Source organism: Streptomyces sp. SAI-127 (genome assembly GCF_029894425.1).
Taxonomy (GTDB): Bacteria; Actinomycetota; Actinomycetes; order Streptomycetales; family Streptomycetaceae; genus Streptomyces.
In genome coordinates this window covers 5344564-5362703 of sequence record NZ_JARXYJ010000001.1, presented here as the reverse complement: position 1 = coordinate 5362703, position 18140 = coordinate 5344564, and the positions used below count along the sequence as shown (strand labels likewise).

Genomic DNA, 18140 nt, shown 5'->3' with positions numbered 1-18140 from the left:
GTCCTGCTCCCCGTACCCCTCGCTGTCTCAGAGCTGGGTGACGTCCAGCTCCCCCTGCGCGTACTGCTTGCGGAGCACCTTCTTGTCGAACTTTCCGACGCTCGTCTTCGGGACCGCCTCGATGATCGACCAGCGCTCCGGGAGCTGCCACTTGGCGATCTTGCAGACGTCGCTCGCGAGGAAGGCGCGCAGGGACTCGAAGTCGGCGGTGGAGCCCTCCTTGAGGACGACCGTGGCCAGCGGGCGCTCGCCCCACTTGTCGTCGGGGACGGCGACGACGGCGGCCTCGGTGACGTCCGGGTGGGACATCAGGGCGTTCTCCAGCTCGACCGAGGAGATCCACTCGCCGCCGGACTTGATGACGTCCTTGGCGCGGTCGGTGAGGGTGAGGAAGCCGTCGGCCGAGATGGTGCCGACGTCACCGGTCTTCAGCCAGCCGTCCTCGCTGAACTTGTCGGCGGGGCGCAGCGGTTCGGCGTCCGGGCCGTTGTAGTAGGCGCCCGCGATCCAGGGGCCGCGGACCTCCAGCTCGCCCGCGGACTCGCCGTCCCAGGGGAGGCGCTCGCCGCCGGGGCCGCTGAGGCGGGCCTCGACGCCGGCCGGGAAGCGGCCCTGGGTGAGGCGGTAGGCGAACTCCTCGGGCGTGCCTGCCACATGGGCCGGCGGGCGCGCGATGGTGCCGAGCGGGGAGGTCTCCGTCATGCCCCAGGCGTGGCAGACCCGCATGCCCAGCTTGTCGAAGGCCTCCATCAGGGAGGGCGGACAGGCCGAGCCGCCGATGGTGACCTGGGTGAGGGAGGAGACGTCACGGGGCTTGGCGGTGAGCTCGCCGAGCAGACCCTGCCAGATGGTGGGGACCGCGGCCGCGTGGGTCGGCCGCTCGCGCTCGATCATCTCGGCGAGGGGCGCGGGCTGCAGGAAGCGGTCCGGCATCAGCATGTTGACGCCGGTCATGAAGGTGGCGTGCGGCAGGCCCCAGGCGTTGACATGGAACTGGGGGACGACCACGAGTGAGGTGTCCTGGTCGGTCAGGCCCATCGACTGGGCCATGTTGACCTGCATGGAGTGCAGATAGATCGAACGGTGGCTGTAGACCACGCCCTTGGGGTCCCCCGTGGTGCCGGAGGTGTAGCACATGGCGGCGGCCTGGCGCTCGTCCAACTCTGGCCAGTCGTAGGTGGTGGGCTTGCCGGCGATCAGCTCTTCGTACTCGTGCACGCGCGCGTGGGAGCCTTCGAGGGCCGTGCGGTCGCCGGGGCCGGAGACCACCACGTGCTCGACCGTCTTGAGGTGCGGGAGCAGCGGGGCGAGCAGGGGGAGCAGCGAGCCGTTGGCGATGACGACCCGGTCGGCCGCGTGGCCCACGATGAAGGTCAGCTGGTCGGCCGGGAGGCGGAGGTTGAGGGTGTGCAGGACCGCGCCCATGGAGGGGATCGCGAAGTAGGCCTCGACATGCTCGGCGTTGTTCCACATCAGGGTCGCCACCCGCTCGTCCGCGGCGACTCCGAGGTCCTCGCGCAGAGCGTGCGCGAGCTGGGCGGCGCGGGCGCCGACCTCGGCGAAGGAGCGGCGGTGCGGCTCCGGTTCGCCGGTCCAGGTGGTCACCTGTGAGGTGCCGTGGATCGACGACCCGTGGGTCAGGATCCTGGAGATCAGCAGCGGTACGTCCTGCATGGTGCTCAGCACGGCGTCCTCCCGGGGCGACATTGCCTACGCGGTAGTAAGGGTTGCGCCGATTCTGCGCACATACCGCGCGGTATGTCACTAGAGCCGGGCGATCGATCACATCACGATGCCCTCACAACGGCCGGCCGTCACCGACGGTTCCCTACCGGGCGAGCACCAGCTCGGGGTCCTCGCGGAGCTTGCCCAGCGCCCTGGACACCGCCGATTTCACGGTCCCGACCGAGACCCCGAGCACCTCGGCCGTCTGCACCTCGCTGAGGTCCTCGTAATACCTGAGGACGACCATCGCCCGCTGCCGCGCGGGCAGCTTCATGATCGCCCGCCACATCGCGTCGTGCAGCGCCTGCTGCTCGGCGGGGTCGTCGTCGCCGGGCACGGGATCGGGCTCGGGAATCTCGTCGGTCGCGAACTCGTCGACCTTGCGCTTGCGCCACTGCGAGGTGCGCGTGTTCAGCAGGGCGCGGCGGACATAGCCGTCGAGGGCACGGTGGTCCTCGATGCGCTCCCAGGCGACGTAGGTCTTGGTCAGGGCGGTCTGCAGCAGGTCCTCCGCGTCGCTCGGGTTCGCGGTCAGCGACCGGGCGGTACGCAGCAGCACCGGCTGGCGTGCCTTCACGTACGAGGCGAACGAGGGGTACGCGAGGGTCTGCGTCGCCGGTACGGCGGCCTTCGAAGCGCTGGTGCAGACGGGTGTGGTCATGGCTCCACGCTAGATTCGCGACCACCCCCCGCTCATCGGCCACAGGTCCCGAAGAAGACTCCCCCTCAGGTTGTAGAGGTGGGGCTGACTGCACCTCCTGAAGGTGGACGAGGAGGGCGCATCTACTGCGGGATTACCCCTGGGGGCTACTCGTCCACGGCGAGCACCAGCCCGGACGTGGGTACCCCTGTCCCGGCCGTCACGAGCACGCGCTCCGCCTCCGGCACCTGGTTCACGGCCGTCCCCCGCAGTTGGCGTACGGCTTCCGCGATGCCGTTCATGCCATGGAGGTAGGCCTCGCCCAGTTGGCCGCCGTGGGTGTTGAGGGGGAGTCCGGCCCGGCGTACGAAGTCCGCGGCCTCGCCCCGGGCGCAGAAGCCGAACTCCTCCAGCTGCATCAGGACGAACGGGGTGAAATGGTCGTACAGGATTGCCACGTCGATGTCCTGGGGGGTCAGGCCGGAGGTGCGCCACAGCTGGCGGGCGACGACGTTCATCTCGGGGAGGCCGGTGAGATCGTCGCGGTAGAAGCTGGTCATCTGTTCCTGGGCGCGGCCCGCGCCCTGGGCGGCGGCCGTGACGACGGCGGGCCGGTGGGGGAGGGCACGCGCGCGTGCGAGGGATGTGACGACGATCGCCTGGCCGCCGTCGGTCTCCTGGCAGCAGTCCAGGAGCCTGAGCGGCTCGACGACCCAGCGGGAGGCCGCGTGGTCGGCGAGGGTGATCGGGCGACCGTGGAACCAGGCGGCCGGATTCGTGGCCGCGTACGCGCGGTCCGTCACCGCCACATGACCGAAGGCCTCCGGACCGAGGCCGTAGGTGTGCAGATAGCGCTGGGCGGCCATCGCCACCCAGGAGGCCGGGGTGAGCAGGCCGAAGGGGAGGGACCAGCCGAGGGCGACTCCCTCGGCGGAGGGTTCGCGGTGCTGGACGCCGGAGCCGAAGCGGCGGCCGGAGCGTTCGTTGAAGGCGCGGTAGCAGACCACGACCTCGGCCACGCCCGCGGCGATCGCGAGCGCCGCCTGCTGGACGGTCGCACAGGCCGCGCCGCCGCCGTAGTGGACGCGGGAGAAGAAGGACAGCTCACCGATCCCGCAGGCCTGGGCGACGGTGATCTCCGGGCTGGTGTCCATCGTGAACGTCACCATGCCGTCCACGTCGGCCGCCGTGAGCCCCGCGTCGTCGAGCGCCGCGCGGACCGCCTCGGCGGCCAGGCGCAGTTCGCTGCGGCCGGAGTCCTTGGAGAACTCGGTGGCCCCGATGCCGACGATCGCGGCCCGGCCCCCGAGCGCGTCACGCGCGCGTGCGCTCATTCGGCGTCCCTCATCGAGAAGGTGACCGTCCCGGTCACATGCTTGCCGATGCCGTTGGTCCCCACGATCCGGACGGTCGCCGTGGTGTCTTCGACGGTCTCCACGATTCCGGTCAACACCATCGTGTCCCCCGGATAGTTGGGCGCCCCCAGCCTGATGGCCACCTTCCTGAGCACGGTCCGTGGTCCGAAGTGGTCGGTGATGTAGCGGCCCACCAGGCCGTTCGTCGTGAGGATGTTCATGAAGATGTCCGGGGAGCCCTTCTGCCGGGCCAGTTCCGGGTCGTGGTGCACGTCCTGGTAGTCCCGGGAGGCGATAGCGCCCGCGACGATCAGCGTGCGGGTGATCGGGATCTCGAGGGGTGGCAGCTCGTCGCCCGTTCTCATACGGCGGCCTCCTCGGGGTCGGCGCGGAAGACGGGAAGGGTGAGATCACCGTCGTACGTCCGGAAGACGAGCCGCACCGGCATCCCGATCCGCACCTTGTCGTACGGCGTCCCGACCACGTTGCTGATCATCCGTACGCCCTCCGCGAGTTCGACGAGCACGACGGCGTAGGGAGGGTCGAAGGCCGGGAAGGGCGGGTGGTGCATGACGACGTACGAGTGGACGGTCCCCTCGCCGCTCGCCTCGACCGTGTCCCAGTCGGGGCCGCCGCAGTGGGCGCAGCCCGGGAGCCAGGGGAAGCGGAGGGTCGCGCAGGCGGTGCAGCGCTGGATGAGGAGTCGGTGCTGTTCGACGCCTTCCCAGAACCCCGCGTTGTCACGGTTGACGACGGGGCGGGGGCGCCGGGGCCGGGGGGAGGTCTTCTTCGGTTGTGCGGGCGCGTACTTGAGGATGCGGAAGCGGTGGGTGCCGACTAGGGTCTCGCCCACGCGGACGTCGGTGCGGGTCGTGACGAAGTGGCCGGCGCCGAGCTTGGTGCTCTTGCGGTCCGAGACCGACTCGATGACGGTGTCGAAGGTGATCCGGTCGCCGGGGCGCAGGGGCTGGAGATACTCCTGCTCGCAGTCGGTGGCGACGACCGAGGTGCAGCCCGACTCGTCGAGGAGGGTGAGGAGTTCGTCGTACGCCGATGACCTGCCCGTGTGCCCGGTCAGACCGCCCATCGTCCAGGCCTGGAGCATGGTGGGCGGGGCGACGGCGTCGGGGCCGGCGTAGGCCGGGTTGGCATCGCCGAGAGCCTCGCACCAGTGCCGGATCATGGGGAGGTTGACGGGGTCCTTGCCGGCTCCGGCGACGGCGGCGGGGTGCCCTTCGTAGGCCTTGAGCCGGGTCAGCAGGTTGTCTGCAGGGGGGTGGGGGTTGGGCCGGGGCGTCAGGTCGTGGGCGCGGGGCTGGGCTGCGGAGGCGTCCGGGTGGCGGGGCACTGGCAGGCGCGCCGGGTCGTCCGGACCGTAGCCCTCCGACTGCGCTGCGGAGGCGTCCGGGTGGCGGGGCCGCGACCAGGGCGTCAGGTTGTCCGCGTCACGGGCCTGCGGCCGAACTGCCAGGCCGTCCCCGTCACCGGCCCGCGGCCGACCTGCAGAGGTGTCTGGATGGCGCGTCTCCGGCTCGGGCGTCAGGTGGTCCGTGTTGCCGGTCTGCGGCCGGACTCCGGTGGTTTCCGCATGGCGCGTCTCTGGCGGCCGAGGCCTCAGACCGTCCGCGTCACGGGCCGATGGCCGAGCTGCGGAGGCGTCCGGGCCACGCGTCTCCGACCGGGCCCTCAGGCCGTCCGCACCACGGGCCGACGGCCGAGCTGCCGGGCCGTCCGTGTCGCCGGACTGCGGCCGTGCCGCCACGGCATTCGGGTCCCGGGGGCCCGGCGTTGCCGTCGAGTCGTTCGCACCGTAAGGCTTCGGCCGGGCCGCCGAGTCGTCCGGATCGCAGGCCTCCGGCCGAGGCGGCGGGGTGTCCGGATCGTCGCCCATGACGGCAACCTCCTTGTCCGCAAGATTTCCTGACTGTCCGTCAGATGCAGCGCGGTGTCAAGGCCGTCGCCGCGCACGCGAACACGCCTGCGCGGCGGCGCCGAAGCACCGCCGCGCGGACGTGTCCCACCCCATGAAGCCCCCCATGAATCCCACCCCGCCGAGGGCCGGTCAGCCCTCGCGCATCACCACCACAGCGGGCTGAAGTTGACGGATGTGTTGTTGTTCCCCTGGTTTACCGCCGTGAACGCGGAGCCCTTGACCTGCGCCGTGTTGCTCTGTGCCGAGGCACCGGAGCCGACGGCGTTCTGCTGCGTGGTGGACGAGTTGCCGTTGTTGTCGCGCCCGACACCGCTGCCCACGATGCTCGCGACACCCGCGTTCGATCCGTTGTCCGCGAAGCCGCCGTTGTCCGCCGCCGCGACGCCGGTGAAGAGTGCGGCGGCGAGCGGGAGGGCGGAGACGGCGGCGATGACGCGGGCGGTACGGATGCTTGCCATGGTGTTTCCTCCAGAACCCGGCCTGTTGCCGGTAGTACGTCAAGTGAGGCTGTTTCCAGGGCAGTTGGCCGACCACCCCGGTGCTGTGCACGACGTCGCGAGATCAGAATTGCCCACCGAATCCCCGGCGAACCAGAGCGGAAGCGGTTATTCCCCCTGAAGCGTGAGGACAAGTCGATAAACCCCTTTCGCGACTTCAGGCGACAGATCTGGACGATAGGGATGGTCAATCGCCAAGCGGGACAACAGGGGAAGCGTTACGGCACTTTTCCAGCCAATCCCTCGACCTCGGCGCGTCGCACCCGCCACCCCTTCCCTTTTTCGAACGTACGTACGAACATGGAGACATGGCCACCACAGACCGGCAGGCCACGACGCTGGCCCTCGCACACGCCCTGTCCGCCGCCGAGCGCGGGCTGGCCGTCATCCCCCTGTCCCGCACCAAGCTCCCGGCCCTGCGCTCCCCCCACCGCGACGACGGCTCCTTGACCGCGCCCTGCCACGGCGAGTGCGGCGCGTTCGGCCACGGGGTCTACGACGCCTCGACCGACCCCGTCCGCATCCGCGAACTCTTCGCGGCGGCCCCCTGGGCGACCGGCTACGGCATCGCGTGCGGTCTCCCGCCCCACCATCTGATCGGCCTGGACCTGGACACCAAGTCGGGCACGGACTCCTCGGCGGCCCTGCGCGAACTGGCGCTGCGCCACCTCTTCACGATCCCCGACACGGTCGTCGTCCTGACCCCGAGCGGCGGCCGCCACCTCTGGCTGACCGGCCCGCCCGACGCCGCCGTCCCCAACTCGGCCGGCCGCCTCGCCCCCGGCATCGACATCCGGGGCGCCGGCGGCTACCTCGTCGGCCCCGGCTCCCGCACCGACCACGGCGTCTACGGCACGGCCCCCGGCACCGCCCACCTCGCCCCCGCGGCCTGCCCACCGGCCCTGCTCCGCCTGCTCCTGCCACCACCGCGCCCCACCCACCCCGCGACCCACCCCTCGGCCGGCGACCAGGGCCAGGGGCTGGTCCAGTTCGTCCTCGCCGCCCACGAGGGCCAGCGCAACACCCGCCTCTTCTGGGCCGCCTGCCGCGCCTACGAGAACGGCATCGGCCCCGCGCTGGTCGCGCCCCTGGTGGACGCGGCCCTCAACACGGGACTCACGGAACGGGAGGCACGGGCGACGATCGCGTCGGCGGCGCGGATGACGGCGCATCGGCCATAGAACGGAACAGCATCACCAGCACCATGGGAGCGCCACAGAGTGCCGATCATGACCCTGTCCCGGCTCGTCCTGACCTCCGGCCGCAGGGTCGACCTCGGGGAGCTGCGCCTGACGTCGACGTACGGCGGGATGCTGGACGGCTACCCGTGCAGACCGGTCAACGAGCTGAGGATCAAAGGCCTGCTGCGGTCGGCCGAACAGGACTACCCGACCGCCCCTGTGCACCTGGTACCGCCCCCGCACGAGTACCCGGACCACTACCCGGGCGCCTTCGGCCCGGTAGAGATGCTGCCGGCGGTGGCCTGCGTCGGCGTCTTCCGCTCCACGGCGCTGACACCCTCCCGCGATCCCATCCTCTACGGCTCCCACCTCACGATCATCTGGTTCCAGCCCCACGCCCGCGTGCCGTCGGGGTGCGACGCGCAGGAGGAGCTCCGGGAGATCGCCTGGGAGGAACTGGCGCGGGACTACGAGCTATAGACCGCAACGGGGAAAGGGTGCCCCTCGCCGAGGGACACCCTTCCTCCAGCACCGTTCTCCCCATGCCCCCTGCGCCCCTCGCTCGCTGCCGCGCCCTCCCGCGACGAGCCGTCTCTGCCCACGCTTCCTCGAAGGGAGCCTCAGCCCATTGCCACGGTGGCAACCACGGCGGCGATGGCCGACAGGAGCCCGCCGAGCCCCAGGAAAGCGTTGAACTTCTCCTTAGCCGTTGGGAACACGGCGCGACTGAAGTCACCGGCCTTGCTCCGTGTGACGATCAACTTGATCTTCTGCCACCGATGCTGCCGCCTGCGGCACCCCATCAGCACGCCGTAGGCGTTCTCGCGGCAGTACGTCTTCTTGTCACGGTTCACCGCCCCGCACCAGACCGGCACTTGGAAGCCCGCGTAGGCCGAGACAGCGACCGACAGGGCCGCGATAATCGGCAGCGCCCACTGCTGGCTCCATCCGACGATGAGAGCCGCAGTCACCATGTATCCCCAGTACAAACGCACCACTTTGCCCATGGCAACGCACAGTAGCGATCGAAGCTTGGGGTCAACAGAAAGTAACAAGTCACTTTCTGTAGCTGGTTTATCCCCCTGATCAGTCCGCGATCAGAGGAACTTCGCGTGCGATAGCGCTCGCGTTCGAGTGGCCCAGGCGGTGAGCTGCGGTCATCGTGCGGGGTCCCGTCGGTCAGCCCGGCCGCCGACACTGCCGGATCGAAGTACGCCTTGCGCCACTGGTTGTAGAGCAGCGCAGCCCCATCGTCCGGCAGGGTCTCCACGTGCTTTCCGAGTCGCTTCGCGAGGGTCGGTGCCGCTCGAAGTAGCCGGTCTGATGGGACTTCGGGGGCGCCGTTCGCGGCCGCAGGTACGTAGTGGCGTGCGCGGGGTGCTCCGGGGAGAGTGGTGGGTGAGGAAGTGGGCGGCTGATTAGTCGCGCTTGGGCCAGATCGGGCCCTGGTCGGTCCAGATGACGCCCTTGTTGCGGCACAGGCAGAAGGGGTGGCCTATCGGGTCGGTGTAGACCTGCCAGCCGTAGCCGTTGGGGCCGATGAAGTCCTGCCTCAGCGTCGCGCCGAGGTCGAGGACGCGGCGCTGCTCGGACTCGATCTCGTCCACTTCGAAGTCGAGGTGGAACTGCTTGGGGTGCTCGCTGTCGGGCCACTGCGGAGCGCGGTAGTCGTCCACCCGGATGAATGCCAGCTCGATCTCGCCGAACTGGATGCCAGCCCAGTCCTCGGAGCTACCTTCCTTGATCGGACGGCCCGTCACCTGGGAGTAGAAAGCCGCCAGCTTCATCGTGTCCGGGCAGTCGATAATGAAATCGGTGAGTCGCAGCATCTCGCGATCTTGGCACAAGCTCACCCCCGACCCCGGTGCTCGCAGGGATCTGATCCTGTGAATGACCCGCCTGTTGAGCCGGGGCCCGCTAATCATCGGGGTAGGTCCACTCCTCAATGACCCAGGCATCACCGGCTGTTGAGCGCCAGGCGACGTATCCAGGCGGCATGGTGGCCAGCCCGGCAAGCGATGGGTCCGAGTCCACAACGTGCTGGAGGTGGAGCATTGAGGAGGCCCCGCCGTTGGGATCGTGTACGCCGTCGCTCACGAGCCAGTCATCCTCGTCATCATGGATCACAGTCAGGGCCGGGAACTCCCCTGCCGAGACGGTTCTTTGGATGATGGCCAGTAGGCCTTGAGGGAAGACCTCACCGTCATACGGCCAGCTCAGCTCAGGCTGCATAGATCCCATGCGGGCGATTCTGTGTACAGCAGCGAAGTACAGCAACCGCCGCCGCTCGGCGGTGGTCGCCACGACCTCAACTTCGCTCGGTATGACCGTGGCCGACCGTTCTGCGTAGATCTACGGATCAGATGCTGCACTCAGCACGGGCAACGCGTAACTGGCGCAAGTCCCGAGCGACGCTGCTGCAGAGCTCATATGGGCACGGGGACGCGTTGGCCGATGCAATCGGCTCGCTCCGGTTGCTCGGAGTGCCTGGGAGGCTCACCGCCGTGGATCCGTACGGGGATGCTTCGCTGCCTTGGACGACCTCACAAGGTTGCTGGAGCAGTGCGCCGCCACTCCAGGCAGCTATCTGTGGTTCCAGGGCGATTGAAGCACCAGCAGGCACCGTGCATGGTGAAGGCCCCTGACCGGTCTACCCGGTCAGGGGCCGTTCACCTGCGGTGGGTGTGGGATTTGAACCCACGGTGACTCGCGCCACGACGGTTTTCAAGACCGTTCCCTTAGGCCGCTCGGGCAACCCACCCCGCGCCGCCGGTGACCGTGGCGCGGGGACCAGAGTAACGGGTCAGGACGGGCGCGTGCCGGTCAGCTGTCCCCTGTGCGGGCGCCCAGGGTGAGATCCACCGTGTTGGTCTTGCCGCCGCGCTCGTAGGTGATCTTGACCTTGTCGCCGGGCTTGTGGGTCCAGATCTCGCCGATCAGGGTGGGGCCGGAGTCGATCACGTGGTCGTCCAGCTTGGTGATGACGTCGCCGGGCTTGAGGCCGGCCTTGGCGGCGGGGCCGCCCGCCTCGACCGGGTCGGAGCCGCCGGCGCCCTCGGTGGTGATCTTCGCGCCGCCCGTGGAGTCCTCCAGGGAGACGGACGCGCCGATCTTGGCGTAGACCGGCTTGCCGGTCTTGATCAGCTGCTGGGCGACGTACTTGGCCTGGTTGATCGGGATGGCGAAGCCGAGGCCGATCGAGCCGGACTGGCTGGTGCCGCCGAGGCCGCCGCCGCTGGTGGACTGGATCGCGGAGTTGATGCCGATCACGTTGCCCTGCGCGTCGAGGAGGGGGCCTCCCGAGTTGCCCGGGTTGATGGACGCGTCCGTCTGCAACGCGCTCATGTACGAGGCGTTGCTGCCGCTGCCGTCGCTCGACGCCACCGGGCGGTCCTTCGCACTGATGATGCCCGTCGTCACGGTGTTCGACAGGCCGAAGGGGGCGCCGATCGCGATCGTGGAGTCGCCGACCGCCACCTGGTCGGAGTTGCCCAGGGTGAGCGGCTTGAGGTCATTCGGCGCGTTCTTGAGCTTGATGACGGCCACGTCGTAGCCCTGCGCGTGGCCGACCACCTCGGCGTCGTACTTCTTGCCGTTCGGGAATGTGGCGGTCAGTTTGCCGCCGTCGACCGCGTCGGCCACCACGTGGTTGTTGGTGACGATGTGGCCCTGGGTGTCGAAGACGAATCCGGTGCCGGTGCCGCCCTCGCCGCTGGTGGACTCCGCCTCGATGGTGACCGTGCTGGGCAGGGCCTTCTGCGCCACGCCCGCGACGGTGCCGGCGTCACGCTTGACGCTGCCGCCGCTGTCGGAGGCGGAGAGGGTCGTCGAGGAGCCGTTGTCGTTGTCCTTGGCCAGGGTGTAGCCGAGACCGCCGCCCACGCCACCGGCGACGAGCGCCGCCACCAGGACCGCGGCGACGAGACCACCACGGCCGTTCTTCGGCTTCGGTGCGGGCTGCTGGTAACCCGAACCCCAGGCTCCGCCCGCCCCGCCCGCGCCGCCGTCGGCGTACAACGGGGTGCCCGGCGCCTGCGGCGGCGGCCAGGCGCCCTCGGGGCCCGGACCGGGGTACTGCGGCGCGCCGCTCGCGCCCTGCTGAGCATCACCCTCCGCCGAGGCGTACGCCCGCGCCGGTCCCGCATGCACGAGTTCCGGCCCCTGCGCGCCGCCGGAGACGTGCGGCGGCACCGGTGGGATCGGGGTGGTGGGGGCGCCCGCCTCGGAGGCCTGGGGCGTCGAAGCCGCGGGAGCGTCCACCGGCACGGGGGGTGCAGACGGGGCCGGGGGTACCGCGGTGCCCTCGTTCTCGGTGCTCACAGCTTCTCTCCTCGGTCACGGCTGTCGGTTGTCGGTCGCACTCGGTCACGCTCGGCCAGTGCCGTTCGGTGTCCGGCGTGCGTCAGCTGTGCATGTCCTTTTGTATGCCGTCAGCTTTTCCCACGGGCCGTCAGGGCACCATAAGCGGTCCCTGTGGGTTCGTGGCTGCTCTTTATATAGGCCATGTAAGACAAATGAGGCGCAATCCATATGCCTCCGTTCGCACGCGTACCCCATAGCGGTGGCACCATGACGCAGTGACCCACGCACGGCAGCAGCTGACTCAAGTCGTCGCCCACCGCGGAGCCTCGGAAGACGCTCCCGAGCACACTCTCGCCGCGTACCGGAAGGCGATCGAGGACGGTGCGGACGCCCTCGAATGCGATGTACGTCTCACGGCCGACGGTCATCTCGTGTGCGTCCACGACCGACGGGTCAACCGTACGTCCAACGGCCGCGGAGCGGTCTCGGCCCTTGAGCTCGCCGATCTCGCCACCCTGGACTTCGGCTCCCGCAAGACGCGGGAGTTCTGGCGCACCCGCGACGAGGAGCCGGACTGGGTGTACCGGCCCGAGGACCGGGAGGACACCTCCGTCCTCACCCTGGAGCGGCTGCTCGAACTCGTCGCCGACGCGGGGCGACGGGTGGAGATGGCCATCGAGACCAAGCACCCGACGCGCTGGGCCGGCCAGGTCGAGGAGCGGCTGCTGGTGCTCCTGAAGCGGTTCGGCCTGGACGCCCCCGCCTCGGCCGCCGAGTCGCCGATCAGGGTCATGAGCTTCTCGGCCCGGTCGCTGCATCGCGTGCGTGCCGCCTCGCCGACCCTTCCGACGGTCTACCTGCTGCAGTTCGTCTCACCGCGGCTGCGGGACGGCCGGCTGCCCGCGGGAGTGCGGATCGCGGGTCCCTCGATCCGCATCGTGCGCAACCACCCCGGCTACATCGAGCGCCTGAAGCGGGCAGGGCACCAGGTGCACGTGTGGACCGTGAACGAGCCCGAGGACGTGGACCTCTGCGTCGAGCTGGGCGTCGACGCCATCATCACCAACCGCCCGCGCGCGGTGCTCGACCGACTGGGCCGCTGACGTCCCCTCCGTCACAGGGTGTGCCCCGGCGCGTTCGGTGCGTGTTCGAACGTTACGAATGCGTCGGCGGAACGTGATTGGCCGGTTTCCGGTACAGGCCAATGGGGCATCCACACCGTGGCGTGGGGCGAAGGAGGTCTCGGGGGTGGCGTTGGTGGTGGCACAGGAGGTGCCCACGTCGTCGAGCATGGCCATACCCCATGGCCCTGCGGGCGTGGGGGAAGCGAGACACCGTATGCGCGTGCAACTGCGCAGGGGTGGCGTGGCGGAATCGGTCATCGACGACGCCGTACTGATTCTTTCCGAACTGTTGAGCAACGCTTGCAAACACGGCCGGCCGCTGGGCGACGCCCTGGCCGGGGACGGTGACGTCCGCGCCGCGTGGCGGGTGGACCCGGGCGGCAGACTCACGGTCGAGGTGACGGACGGCGGCGGGCCCACCCGCCCGGCTCCGGCCACGCCCTCGGTCACCGCGCACGGCGGCCGCGGGCTGAACATCATCACCGCGCTGGCCGACGACTGGGGCGTCAGGGACGACGCCCGAGGTGAGATCACGGTCTGGGTGATCGTCCACTCGGACGTTCACGATCCGGACGCCGGCCGCCGCCGGGACGACTTCGCCACACGTGTCGTGGCCCCGTCGGTCGCGATACCCGACCTGGACTTCTCGGACGCGTTCGACAATCTCGACTGAGGCGACCCGGGACCGAGCGTCCGTGAAGGACACTCCGTGGTTGTCCACAGGCTCCCGTCGGCCAAGTCGCAAGCGGCTAGGCTCGCGCCCGTACGAGACGAGCCGTAACCGGGAGACAGCCACGATGGCCAAGAAGCGACCCCAGACGAAGGCCAAGCGCCCGCAGCTCACGGATGGGGAGGTCCCGGTCGTCGGCGCCCGCGAACCCTGCCCGTGCGGAAGTGGCCGCCGCTACAAGGCCTGCCACGGCCGGGCCGCCGCACAGGCCGCGACCGAGCTGGTGCACCGCCCGTTCGAGGACCTCGCGGGCGAGGGCGACTGGGTGGCCCTGCGCGAGCTGGTCCCCGCCGCCACGGTCGAGCTGACCCTCAAGAGCGGCCTCCCCGAAGGCGTCCCGTCGGTCACGCTGGCCACGGTCCTGCCGATGGCCTGGCCCGCCCTGCGCCGCGACGACGGCTCGGTGCTGCTCGGCCTGCAGAACGACACCGCGTCGGGCGACATCAGCCGCGACCTCGCCGACACCCTCCAGCGCGCGCTCACCGCCGCTCCGGGCACCCCGGTGGAAGGCCGGCGCGCTCCCGCCGACGGCCCGCGGCTGCAGGATCTGCTCGATCCCGAAGGCGCGTTCGAGCCAGTTGTGCACGAGGGCTTCGAGTTCTGGGTGCCGGACGCGGAGAACGCCACCCCCGAGGTGACCGCCTCGCTGGAGCGGGCCAACGCCGCGGCCATCCCGACCGTCCGGCTGTCCGGTGTCGACGCCGCCTACTGGTGCGAAACGCCGGACAAGAACCACCTGCGCTGGGTCATGCCGCACCCCGAGGAGCAACTTCTGGACGCGCTCGCGCGACTGCACGCGGCCGGTAGGTCGAGCCTCGGCGAGGGCACCCGGCTCGTCGGTTCCTTCCGCGCCCACGGCCTCACCGTGCCGGTCTGGGACCTGCCGAGCGGGGTCACCGCGGACGATGTCGAGAAGCCGGCCGCCGAGTTCGCCGAGCGGCTCGCAGGTGCTCTGGCCACGGACGCACCGCTGACCGCCGACGAGCGCCGCGCCCGTGGCGGCCTCACCAACCGGCAGGTCACGCTGAGTTGACGGAGCCGGTGCGGCTGACCCGTCGGTCAGTCGCACCGCATCTTCACAGGACGACCGGCTCTGCTCACAACTCCCCCCAGGAGAAGGTGAATCGGTGTCCGAATAAGCCAGGAAGCGTCACGGTCGAATTTGCGAACGGGCGATCTCTTGTTACGGTTCCAATAGCCCGGTTGCTGGTGCATCCCCCGTCGCCAGCAACCGGGTCTTTCCGTGTCCGGGCAGCTTTACGGAACGCCGCCGCGCGTCAACTGCCCGTAGTTTCACCGGAGTTGCTCCCGGCCCGCAGCAGCAGTGGTCCGCTGCCCCGCCGGGCGGCGAACTCCGCGACGGCCGTGTAGTCGGCCGGCGTCCCCTGGACGCGCTCCCGGGGTGTCTCACAGCTGTCCGGCTCGTCCCCGGCGCCGACCGGGCAGTACATCTGCACGGTGCGCCCGCCGGGTCCCATGAAGCTGAGCACGGCGTCCAGCACCGCGCCGGTCGCATTGCGGTAGTAGGTGCGCGCCCAGATCTCCTCGCCCTGCGTGAGCACACAGGTCTGCGCCTCGATGCCGTCGCGGGAGATCAGTTCGGGGCCGCAGCGCGCGGCGGTGGCCAGCCCCAGGCCGAGCAGCAGCGGTGAGCGGCCGGCGTCGGCGAGCGGCGCCTTGTAGTCATCGGCGGCGGAAGGCCGTACAGCGGAAGGCCGTGCAGCTGAACGCCGTACAGCGGAAGGCTCCGCGGACGTACGTACGGCGGAAGGCACTGTGGACGGGCGCACTAGATCGCGTACAACCTTCCGGCCTCCGTCGCCCACCTGTCCCGCGGAGGCCACGGCCAGCGGCAGCGCGACCGCGCACACCACGACGCCCGACAGGGCAAGCAGACGAAAGTTCATGAGGCGGACGATAACGACCCGGCGCGGGCACCCGGTTCCGCCCGCGCCCGACACCCCTACAACTCGGGTGCGCTCACACCCGTACGGGTGAGGGCCTCGACCACGGCGTCCACCACGGCCTCGACGTCGGGTACCCACGGAGAGGCCGAGCCGGGAAGCGGAGCCCGCTCCCAGGTGATGTCGCCGTGGCCGGTCTCGGACGGGGGCAGGGCGAGGTAGCCGCCCTCGCCGTGGAAGCGGAGGGAGCCGGGGACATGGTCCTGGGCGTACAGCAGTTCGCCCAGCTGCTCCATGGAGTACGGCTTGACGAGGATCGCCCAGCGGGTCGGCGAGGCGATCACCGGGCCGAGGCGCATGCCCTGGGCGTCGAGCGCGGCCAGGGCGCGGGCGGCCGGGAGGGCCGGCAGGCTGACCGCGCACGGGGCCTTGCCGCCGGTGGCCAGGATGATCGGCGCGGCCGGGCGGTTGGTCCACCACCAGCGCACCATGCGGTCATCGGTGGTGGCCGCGAGCAGGCCCGGGTCGAAGGGGTGGGCGCCGGGGACCGTGCACTCCGGGTCGGGGCATCCGCAGCGGGCCCGGCCCTCCGGGTCCGGTGCCACGCCCGGGAGTACGGGCCACTGCCATTCCTTCGCGAAGGTCAGGGCCGCGCCGAGCAATTCAGGCCTTCCGTCGCTGCGCTGGGACAGGAGCCTGCGTCGCCTTCCGAGGATCTCGCGCATGAGCGCTCGTTCCTTTCCGTTGCACCGCTGGCAACACCGTGGACCACATCACACCATGTGTCGATCACTTCACTGTGCGTACCTGTTGGCGCATCACACCCTTGCCCGAGACAAGGGGAACCCCATACTGCGTCTATCAAAAGCCTGGGCGTGGCGGGGGGTGGCGAAGTCTGGCGTTTGCCGTCCCGCGTATTTCTCTCCGCCTCCGCCACGGGAGGATGGGGCTCGGTCGTCGGTGGCTAAGACGCCCGGGTCGGTCACCAGGTTCCGGGTGGCTGTCCACCACCCCTGGCCCTTACCGAGTACGTACCCATCACGACCGCTGTGACGCTCTGTGGAGCAAGGCCAGTCGACCTCAATACACCGTAACCCGAGGCAGTTTTTAGCCAACTTTACCCTTCGACCCACTCCCCACCAGTCACTCACGGACACCAGGAATCCCGGCAGGACAATGCTGGACATCCCCTTACGAGTGCGTGTAGATGTGGAGACACTGCTAGCGGCGCAGAATGACATGGGGGTTTGCGATGCTTTTGAGCAATACGCACCGGTCGGAAAGCCGGACGCCATGAACGCCCCTCACCCTCCGAAAGTGGCTGGAATCGATTCAACGGTTCCCGCACCCGCACACACTGTCGCGCCCGCGCCAGCCGCCCCGGCCACCTCTTCGGTCTCCCCGCCGAACGCACCCGGCGCCCTGCTCCAGGACCGGCTCGCCGGCTGGGTCTCCGACCTCACGACCCTCCACGAACTCACCGAACGCCTCGTCCGCACGGACGCCCTGTCCGACGCCCTCCAGGAACTCCTGCGCGCCGGAGCCGCCCTCGTGGGAGCCCGGCGCGGACTGGTCGTCCTCGAACCGGAGGACGGCCTCGGCCCGGACACCACCATCGGCCTCGGCCTCGCCCGCGCCGACCTCGGGCACATCGAGACCGTCCCGCGCAGCTCCATGTCGTACGGGAAGATCCTCGACGGACTGCCGGGCGGCGACGGTGAGATCGCCCAGCCCGACCTGCTCGCCGAGGACGGCCTCGACCCGCGCCACCGCGAGGTGGCCGCCCGCCTCGGTTACGCGGCCAGTTACGCGCTTCCCCTGTCCACCGCCGGCGCCGGCCGCCTCGGTGCCGCCGTGTGGCTCTACGACGAGCCCGCCGAACCGTCCGAGCGCCGGCGCCACCTCGTCGGTCTGTACACCCGCCATGCCACCGAGCACCTGGCCCGGCTCCTCGAAGTCGAGCGCACGCGCGCGTGCATGGCGACGATGGCGGAGGAGCTGCTGCCGTCCCGGCTCCCCCGCGTCGCCGGTGTGCGGCTCGCCGCCCGGCACCGCACCGGTCCGCGCGGCGGCGGCGACTGGTACGACGCGCTGCCGCTGCCGGACGCGGCGCTGGGCCTCGCCGTCGGTTCGGTGACCGGCAGCGGCGCGAGCGCCATCGCCGCGATGGGACGCCTCAGAGCCTCCCTGCGGGCGTACGCCGTCATGGAGGGCGAGGACCCGGTCGCGGTCCTGTCCGACCTGGAGCTGCTGCTCAGGCTGACCGAGCCGGCCCGCTCCGCCACCGCCCTGTTCGCCTACTGCGAGCCCGCGCTGCGCAAGATCACGCTGGCCGGTGCCGGACACTGCCCGCCGCTGCTGATCGGCGAGCGGCGCACCGACTTCGTGGAGACCACCGTGTCCGCGCCGCTCGGCATGCTCGCCTGCTGGGAGGCGCCGAGCGTGGAGCTGAGCGCCGAACCTGGAGAGACGGTTCTGCTGTACACCGACGGGCTGCTGCACCGCACCGGAGACGCCACCGACCGTGCCTTCGCGCGCCTGCACGCGGCGGCGGCCGGGGTGCCGAAGGCGCTGCGCGGCGACCCCGGCGCGGTCGCCGACCACGTGCTGCGGACCGTGCTGCCGGACGGGCTGGACGATGCGGACTCGCAGGAGGACGTCGTACTACTCGCCGCTCACTTCGAGTAGCAGGTGGTAACAGGTCTTCCGGCCCTGGGCCCCCTTCCGTACGACCGTACGATGGAGGGGG

18 protein-coding genes and 1 tRNA gene are annotated in these 18140 nt (G+C 70.3%); 6 read left to right on the top strand and 13 right to left on the bottom strand.

Annotation, left to right across the window (positions count from 1 at the left end; translation table 11 throughout):
• Positions 1-27: 27 nt before the first annotated feature.
• From M2157_RS24550 to M2157_RS24525, 6 genes are all read right to left on the bottom strand, one after another.
• A complete protein-coding gene (locus tag M2157_RS24550) occupies positions 28-1707 on the bottom strand; it encodes a long-chain fatty acid--CoA ligase (RefSeq protein WP_280858785.1) in 1680 nt (559 codons plus the stop codon).
• 121 nt (positions 1708-1828) lie between these two features.
• Positions 1829-2386: a SigE family RNA polymerase sigma factor gene (locus M2157_RS24545; RefSeq protein WP_057609235.1), complete on the bottom strand. Its 558-nt coding sequence runs from the start codon at positions 2384-2386 to the stop codon at positions 1829-1831.
• A 146-nt stretch (positions 2387-2532) separates the two neighbouring features.
• Positions 2533-3699 carry a lipid-transfer protein gene (locus M2157_RS24540; RefSeq protein WP_280858786.1) on the bottom strand — a complete coding sequence of 389 codons (1167 nt, stop codon included), beginning with the start codon at positions 3697-3699 and terminating at the stop codon, positions 2533-2535.
• Entirely contained in the window at positions 3696-4085 is a 390-nt protein-coding gene (locus M2157_RS24535; protein WP_280858787.1) for a MaoC family dehydratase, read from the bottom strand. The genes M2157_RS24540 and M2157_RS24535 overlap by 4 nt, the downstream gene beginning before the upstream one ends.
• On the bottom strand, positions 4082-5020 hold the full coding sequence (locus M2157_RS24530; RefSeq protein WP_280868265.1) for a bifunctional MaoC family dehydratase N-terminal/OB-fold nucleic acid binding domain-containing protein: 939 nt from the start codon (positions 5018-5020) through the stop codon (positions 4082-4084). Before M2157_RS24530 ends, M2157_RS24535 begins: the two co-directional genes overlap by 4 nt.
• Before the next feature lie 776 nt (positions 5021-5796).
• A complete protein-coding gene (locus tag M2157_RS24525; RefSeq protein ID WP_280858788.1) occupies positions 5797-6111 on the bottom strand; it encodes a hypothetical protein in 315 nt (104 codons plus the stop codon).
• Positions 6112-6458: 347 nt separating this feature from the next.
• Here M2157_RS24525 and M2157_RS24520 point away from each other — a divergent pair, with 347 nt between their 5' ends.
• Both M2157_RS24520 and M2157_RS24515 read left to right on the top strand, forming a co-directional pair.
• A complete protein-coding gene (locus M2157_RS24520; RefSeq protein WP_280866210.1) occupies positions 6459-7331 on the top strand; it encodes a bifunctional DNA primase/polymerase in 873 nt (290 codons plus the stop codon).
• A gap of 48 nt (positions 7332-7379) precedes the next feature.
• Complete coding sequence (locus tag M2157_RS24515; protein WP_280858790.1) at positions 7380-7811, top strand: hypothetical protein; 432 nt, start codon at positions 7380-7382, stop codon at positions 7809-7811.
• 140 nt (positions 7812-7951) lie between these two features.
• On the opposite strand, the gene M2157_RS24510 is transcribed toward M2157_RS24515, so the two are convergent.
• The 5 genes from M2157_RS24510 to M2157_RS24490 all read right to left on the bottom strand — a co-directional run bounded on the left by M2157_RS24510 (position 7952) and on the right by M2157_RS24490 (position 11651).
• Complete coding sequence (locus M2157_RS24510; protein WP_280858791.1) at positions 7952-8338, bottom strand: hypothetical protein; 387 nt, start codon at positions 8336-8338, stop codon at positions 7952-7954.
• A gap of 411 nt (positions 8339-8749) precedes the next feature.
• A complete protein-coding gene (locus tag M2157_RS24505) occupies positions 8750-9160 on the bottom strand; it encodes a VOC family protein (RefSeq protein WP_280858792.1) in 411 nt (136 codons plus the stop codon).
• Between the two features lie 88 nt (positions 9161-9248).
• Complete coding sequence (locus M2157_RS24500) at positions 9249-9635, bottom strand: hypothetical protein (protein WP_280858793.1); 387 nt, start codon at positions 9633-9635, stop codon at positions 9249-9251.
• 372 nt (positions 9636-10007) lie between these two features.
• Positions 10008-10092 (bottom strand) — tRNA-Ser (locus M2157_RS24495).
• Between the two features lie 62 nt (positions 10093-10154).
• A complete protein-coding gene (locus M2157_RS24490; RefSeq protein WP_280858794.1) occupies positions 10155-11651 on the bottom strand; it encodes a trypsin-like peptidase domain-containing protein in 1497 nt (498 codons plus the stop codon).
• 257 nt (positions 11652-11908) lie between these two features.
• Between M2157_RS24490 and M2157_RS24485 the strand changes: the two genes are divergently transcribed.
• The 3 genes from M2157_RS24485 to M2157_RS24475 all read left to right on the top strand — a co-directional run bounded on the left by M2157_RS24485 (position 11909) and on the right by M2157_RS24475 (position 14520).
• Positions 11909-12736: a glycerophosphodiester phosphodiesterase gene (locus M2157_RS24485; RefSeq protein WP_280858795.1), complete on the top strand. Its 828-nt coding sequence runs from the start codon at positions 11909-11911 to the stop codon at positions 12734-12736.
• Positions 12737-12794: 58 nt separating this feature from the next.
• Positions 12795-13430 (top strand): ATP-binding protein, encoded by a 636-nt coding sequence (locus M2157_RS24480; RefSeq protein ID WP_280858796.1) that lies wholly within the window; start codon positions 12795-12797, stop codon positions 13428-13430.
• A gap of 124 nt (positions 13431-13554) precedes the next feature.
• A complete protein-coding gene (locus M2157_RS24475) occupies positions 13555-14520 on the top strand; it encodes a DUF5926 family protein (protein ID WP_280866209.1) in 966 nt (321 codons plus the stop codon).
• Positions 14521-14764: 244 nt separating this feature from the next.
• Here M2157_RS24475 and M2157_RS24470 read toward each other — a convergent pair whose 3' ends face one another.
• The gene (locus tag M2157_RS24470; RefSeq protein ID WP_280858798.1) at positions 14765-15394 is read right to left on the bottom strand and encodes a hypothetical protein; all 630 of its coding nucleotides are present in this window, start codon (positions 15392-15394) and stop codon (positions 14765-14767) included.
• Between the two features lie 56 nt (positions 15395-15450).
• Positions 15451-16116, bottom strand: a complete 666-nt coding sequence (locus M2157_RS24465; RefSeq protein ID WP_266562533.1) for a bifunctional DNA primase/polymerase — start codon at positions 16114-16116, stop codon at positions 15451-15453.
• Between the two features lie 451 nt (positions 16117-16567).
• Here M2157_RS24465 and M2157_RS24460 point away from each other — a divergent pair, with 451 nt between their 5' ends.
• Complete coding sequence (locus M2157_RS24460; RefSeq protein WP_266516935.1) at positions 16568-18079, top strand: PP2C family protein-serine/threonine phosphatase; 1512 nt, start codon at positions 16568-16570, stop codon at positions 18077-18079.
• Positions 18080-18140: the final 61 nt, after the last annotated feature.

What these genes read in the sequence shown, in the direction of transcription:
- M2157_RS24470 (WP_280858798.1), bottom strand. Translation starts at nt 15,394, where the DNA reads ATGAACTTTCGTCTGCTTGCCCTGTCGGGCGTCGTGGTGTGCGCGGTC.
- M2157_RS24520 (WP_280866210.1), top strand. Translation starts at nt 6,459, where the DNA reads ATGGCCACCACAGACCGGCAGGCCACGACGCTGGCCCTCGCACACGCC.
- M2157_RS24460 (WP_266516935.1), top strand. Translation starts at nt 16,568, where the DNA reads ATGCTGGACATCCCCTTACGAGTGCGTGTAGATGTGGAGACACTGCTA.
- M2157_RS24550 (WP_280858785.1), bottom strand. Translation starts at nt 1,707, where the DNA reads ATGTCGCCCCGGGAGGACGCCGTGCTGAGCACCATGCAGGACGTACCG.
- M2157_RS24515 (WP_280858790.1), top strand. Translation starts at nt 7,380, where the DNA reads ATGACCCTGTCCCGGCTCGTCCTGACCTCCGGCCGCAGGGTCGACCTC.
- M2157_RS24545 (WP_057609235.1), bottom strand. Translation starts at nt 2,386, where the DNA reads ATGACCACACCCGTCTGCACCAGCGCTTCGAAGGCCGCCGTACCGGCG.
- M2157_RS24525 (WP_280858788.1), bottom strand. Translation starts at nt 6,111, where the DNA reads ATGGCAAGCATCCGTACCGCCCGCGTCATCGCCGCCGTCTCCGCCCTC.
- M2157_RS24510 (WP_280858791.1), bottom strand. Translation starts at nt 8,338, where the DNA reads ATGGGCAAAGTGGTGCGTTTGTACTGGGGATACATGGTGACTGCGGCT.
- M2157_RS24475 (WP_280866209.1), top strand. Translation starts at nt 13,555, where the DNA reads ATGGCCAAGAAGCGACCCCAGACGAAGGCCAAGCGCCCGCAGCTCACG.
- M2157_RS24540 (WP_280858786.1), bottom strand. Translation starts at nt 3,699, where the DNA reads ATGAGCGCACGCGCGCGTGACGCGCTCGGGGGCCGGGCCGCGATCGTC.
- M2157_RS24480 (WP_280858796.1), top strand. Translation starts at nt 12,795, where the DNA reads ATGCGTCGGCGGAACGTGATTGGCCGGTTTCCGGTACAGGCCAATGGG.
- M2157_RS24505 (WP_280858792.1), bottom strand. Translation starts at nt 9,160, where the DNA reads ATGCTGCGACTCACCGATTTCATTATCGACTGCCCGGACACGATGAAG.
- M2157_RS24535 (WP_280858787.1), bottom strand. Translation starts at nt 4,085, where the DNA reads ATGAGAACGGGCGACGAGCTGCCACCCCTCGAGATCCCGATCACCCGC.
- M2157_RS24465 (WP_266562533.1), bottom strand. Translation starts at nt 16,116, where the DNA reads ATGCGCGAGATCCTCGGAAGGCGACGCAGGCTCCTGTCCCAGCGCAGC.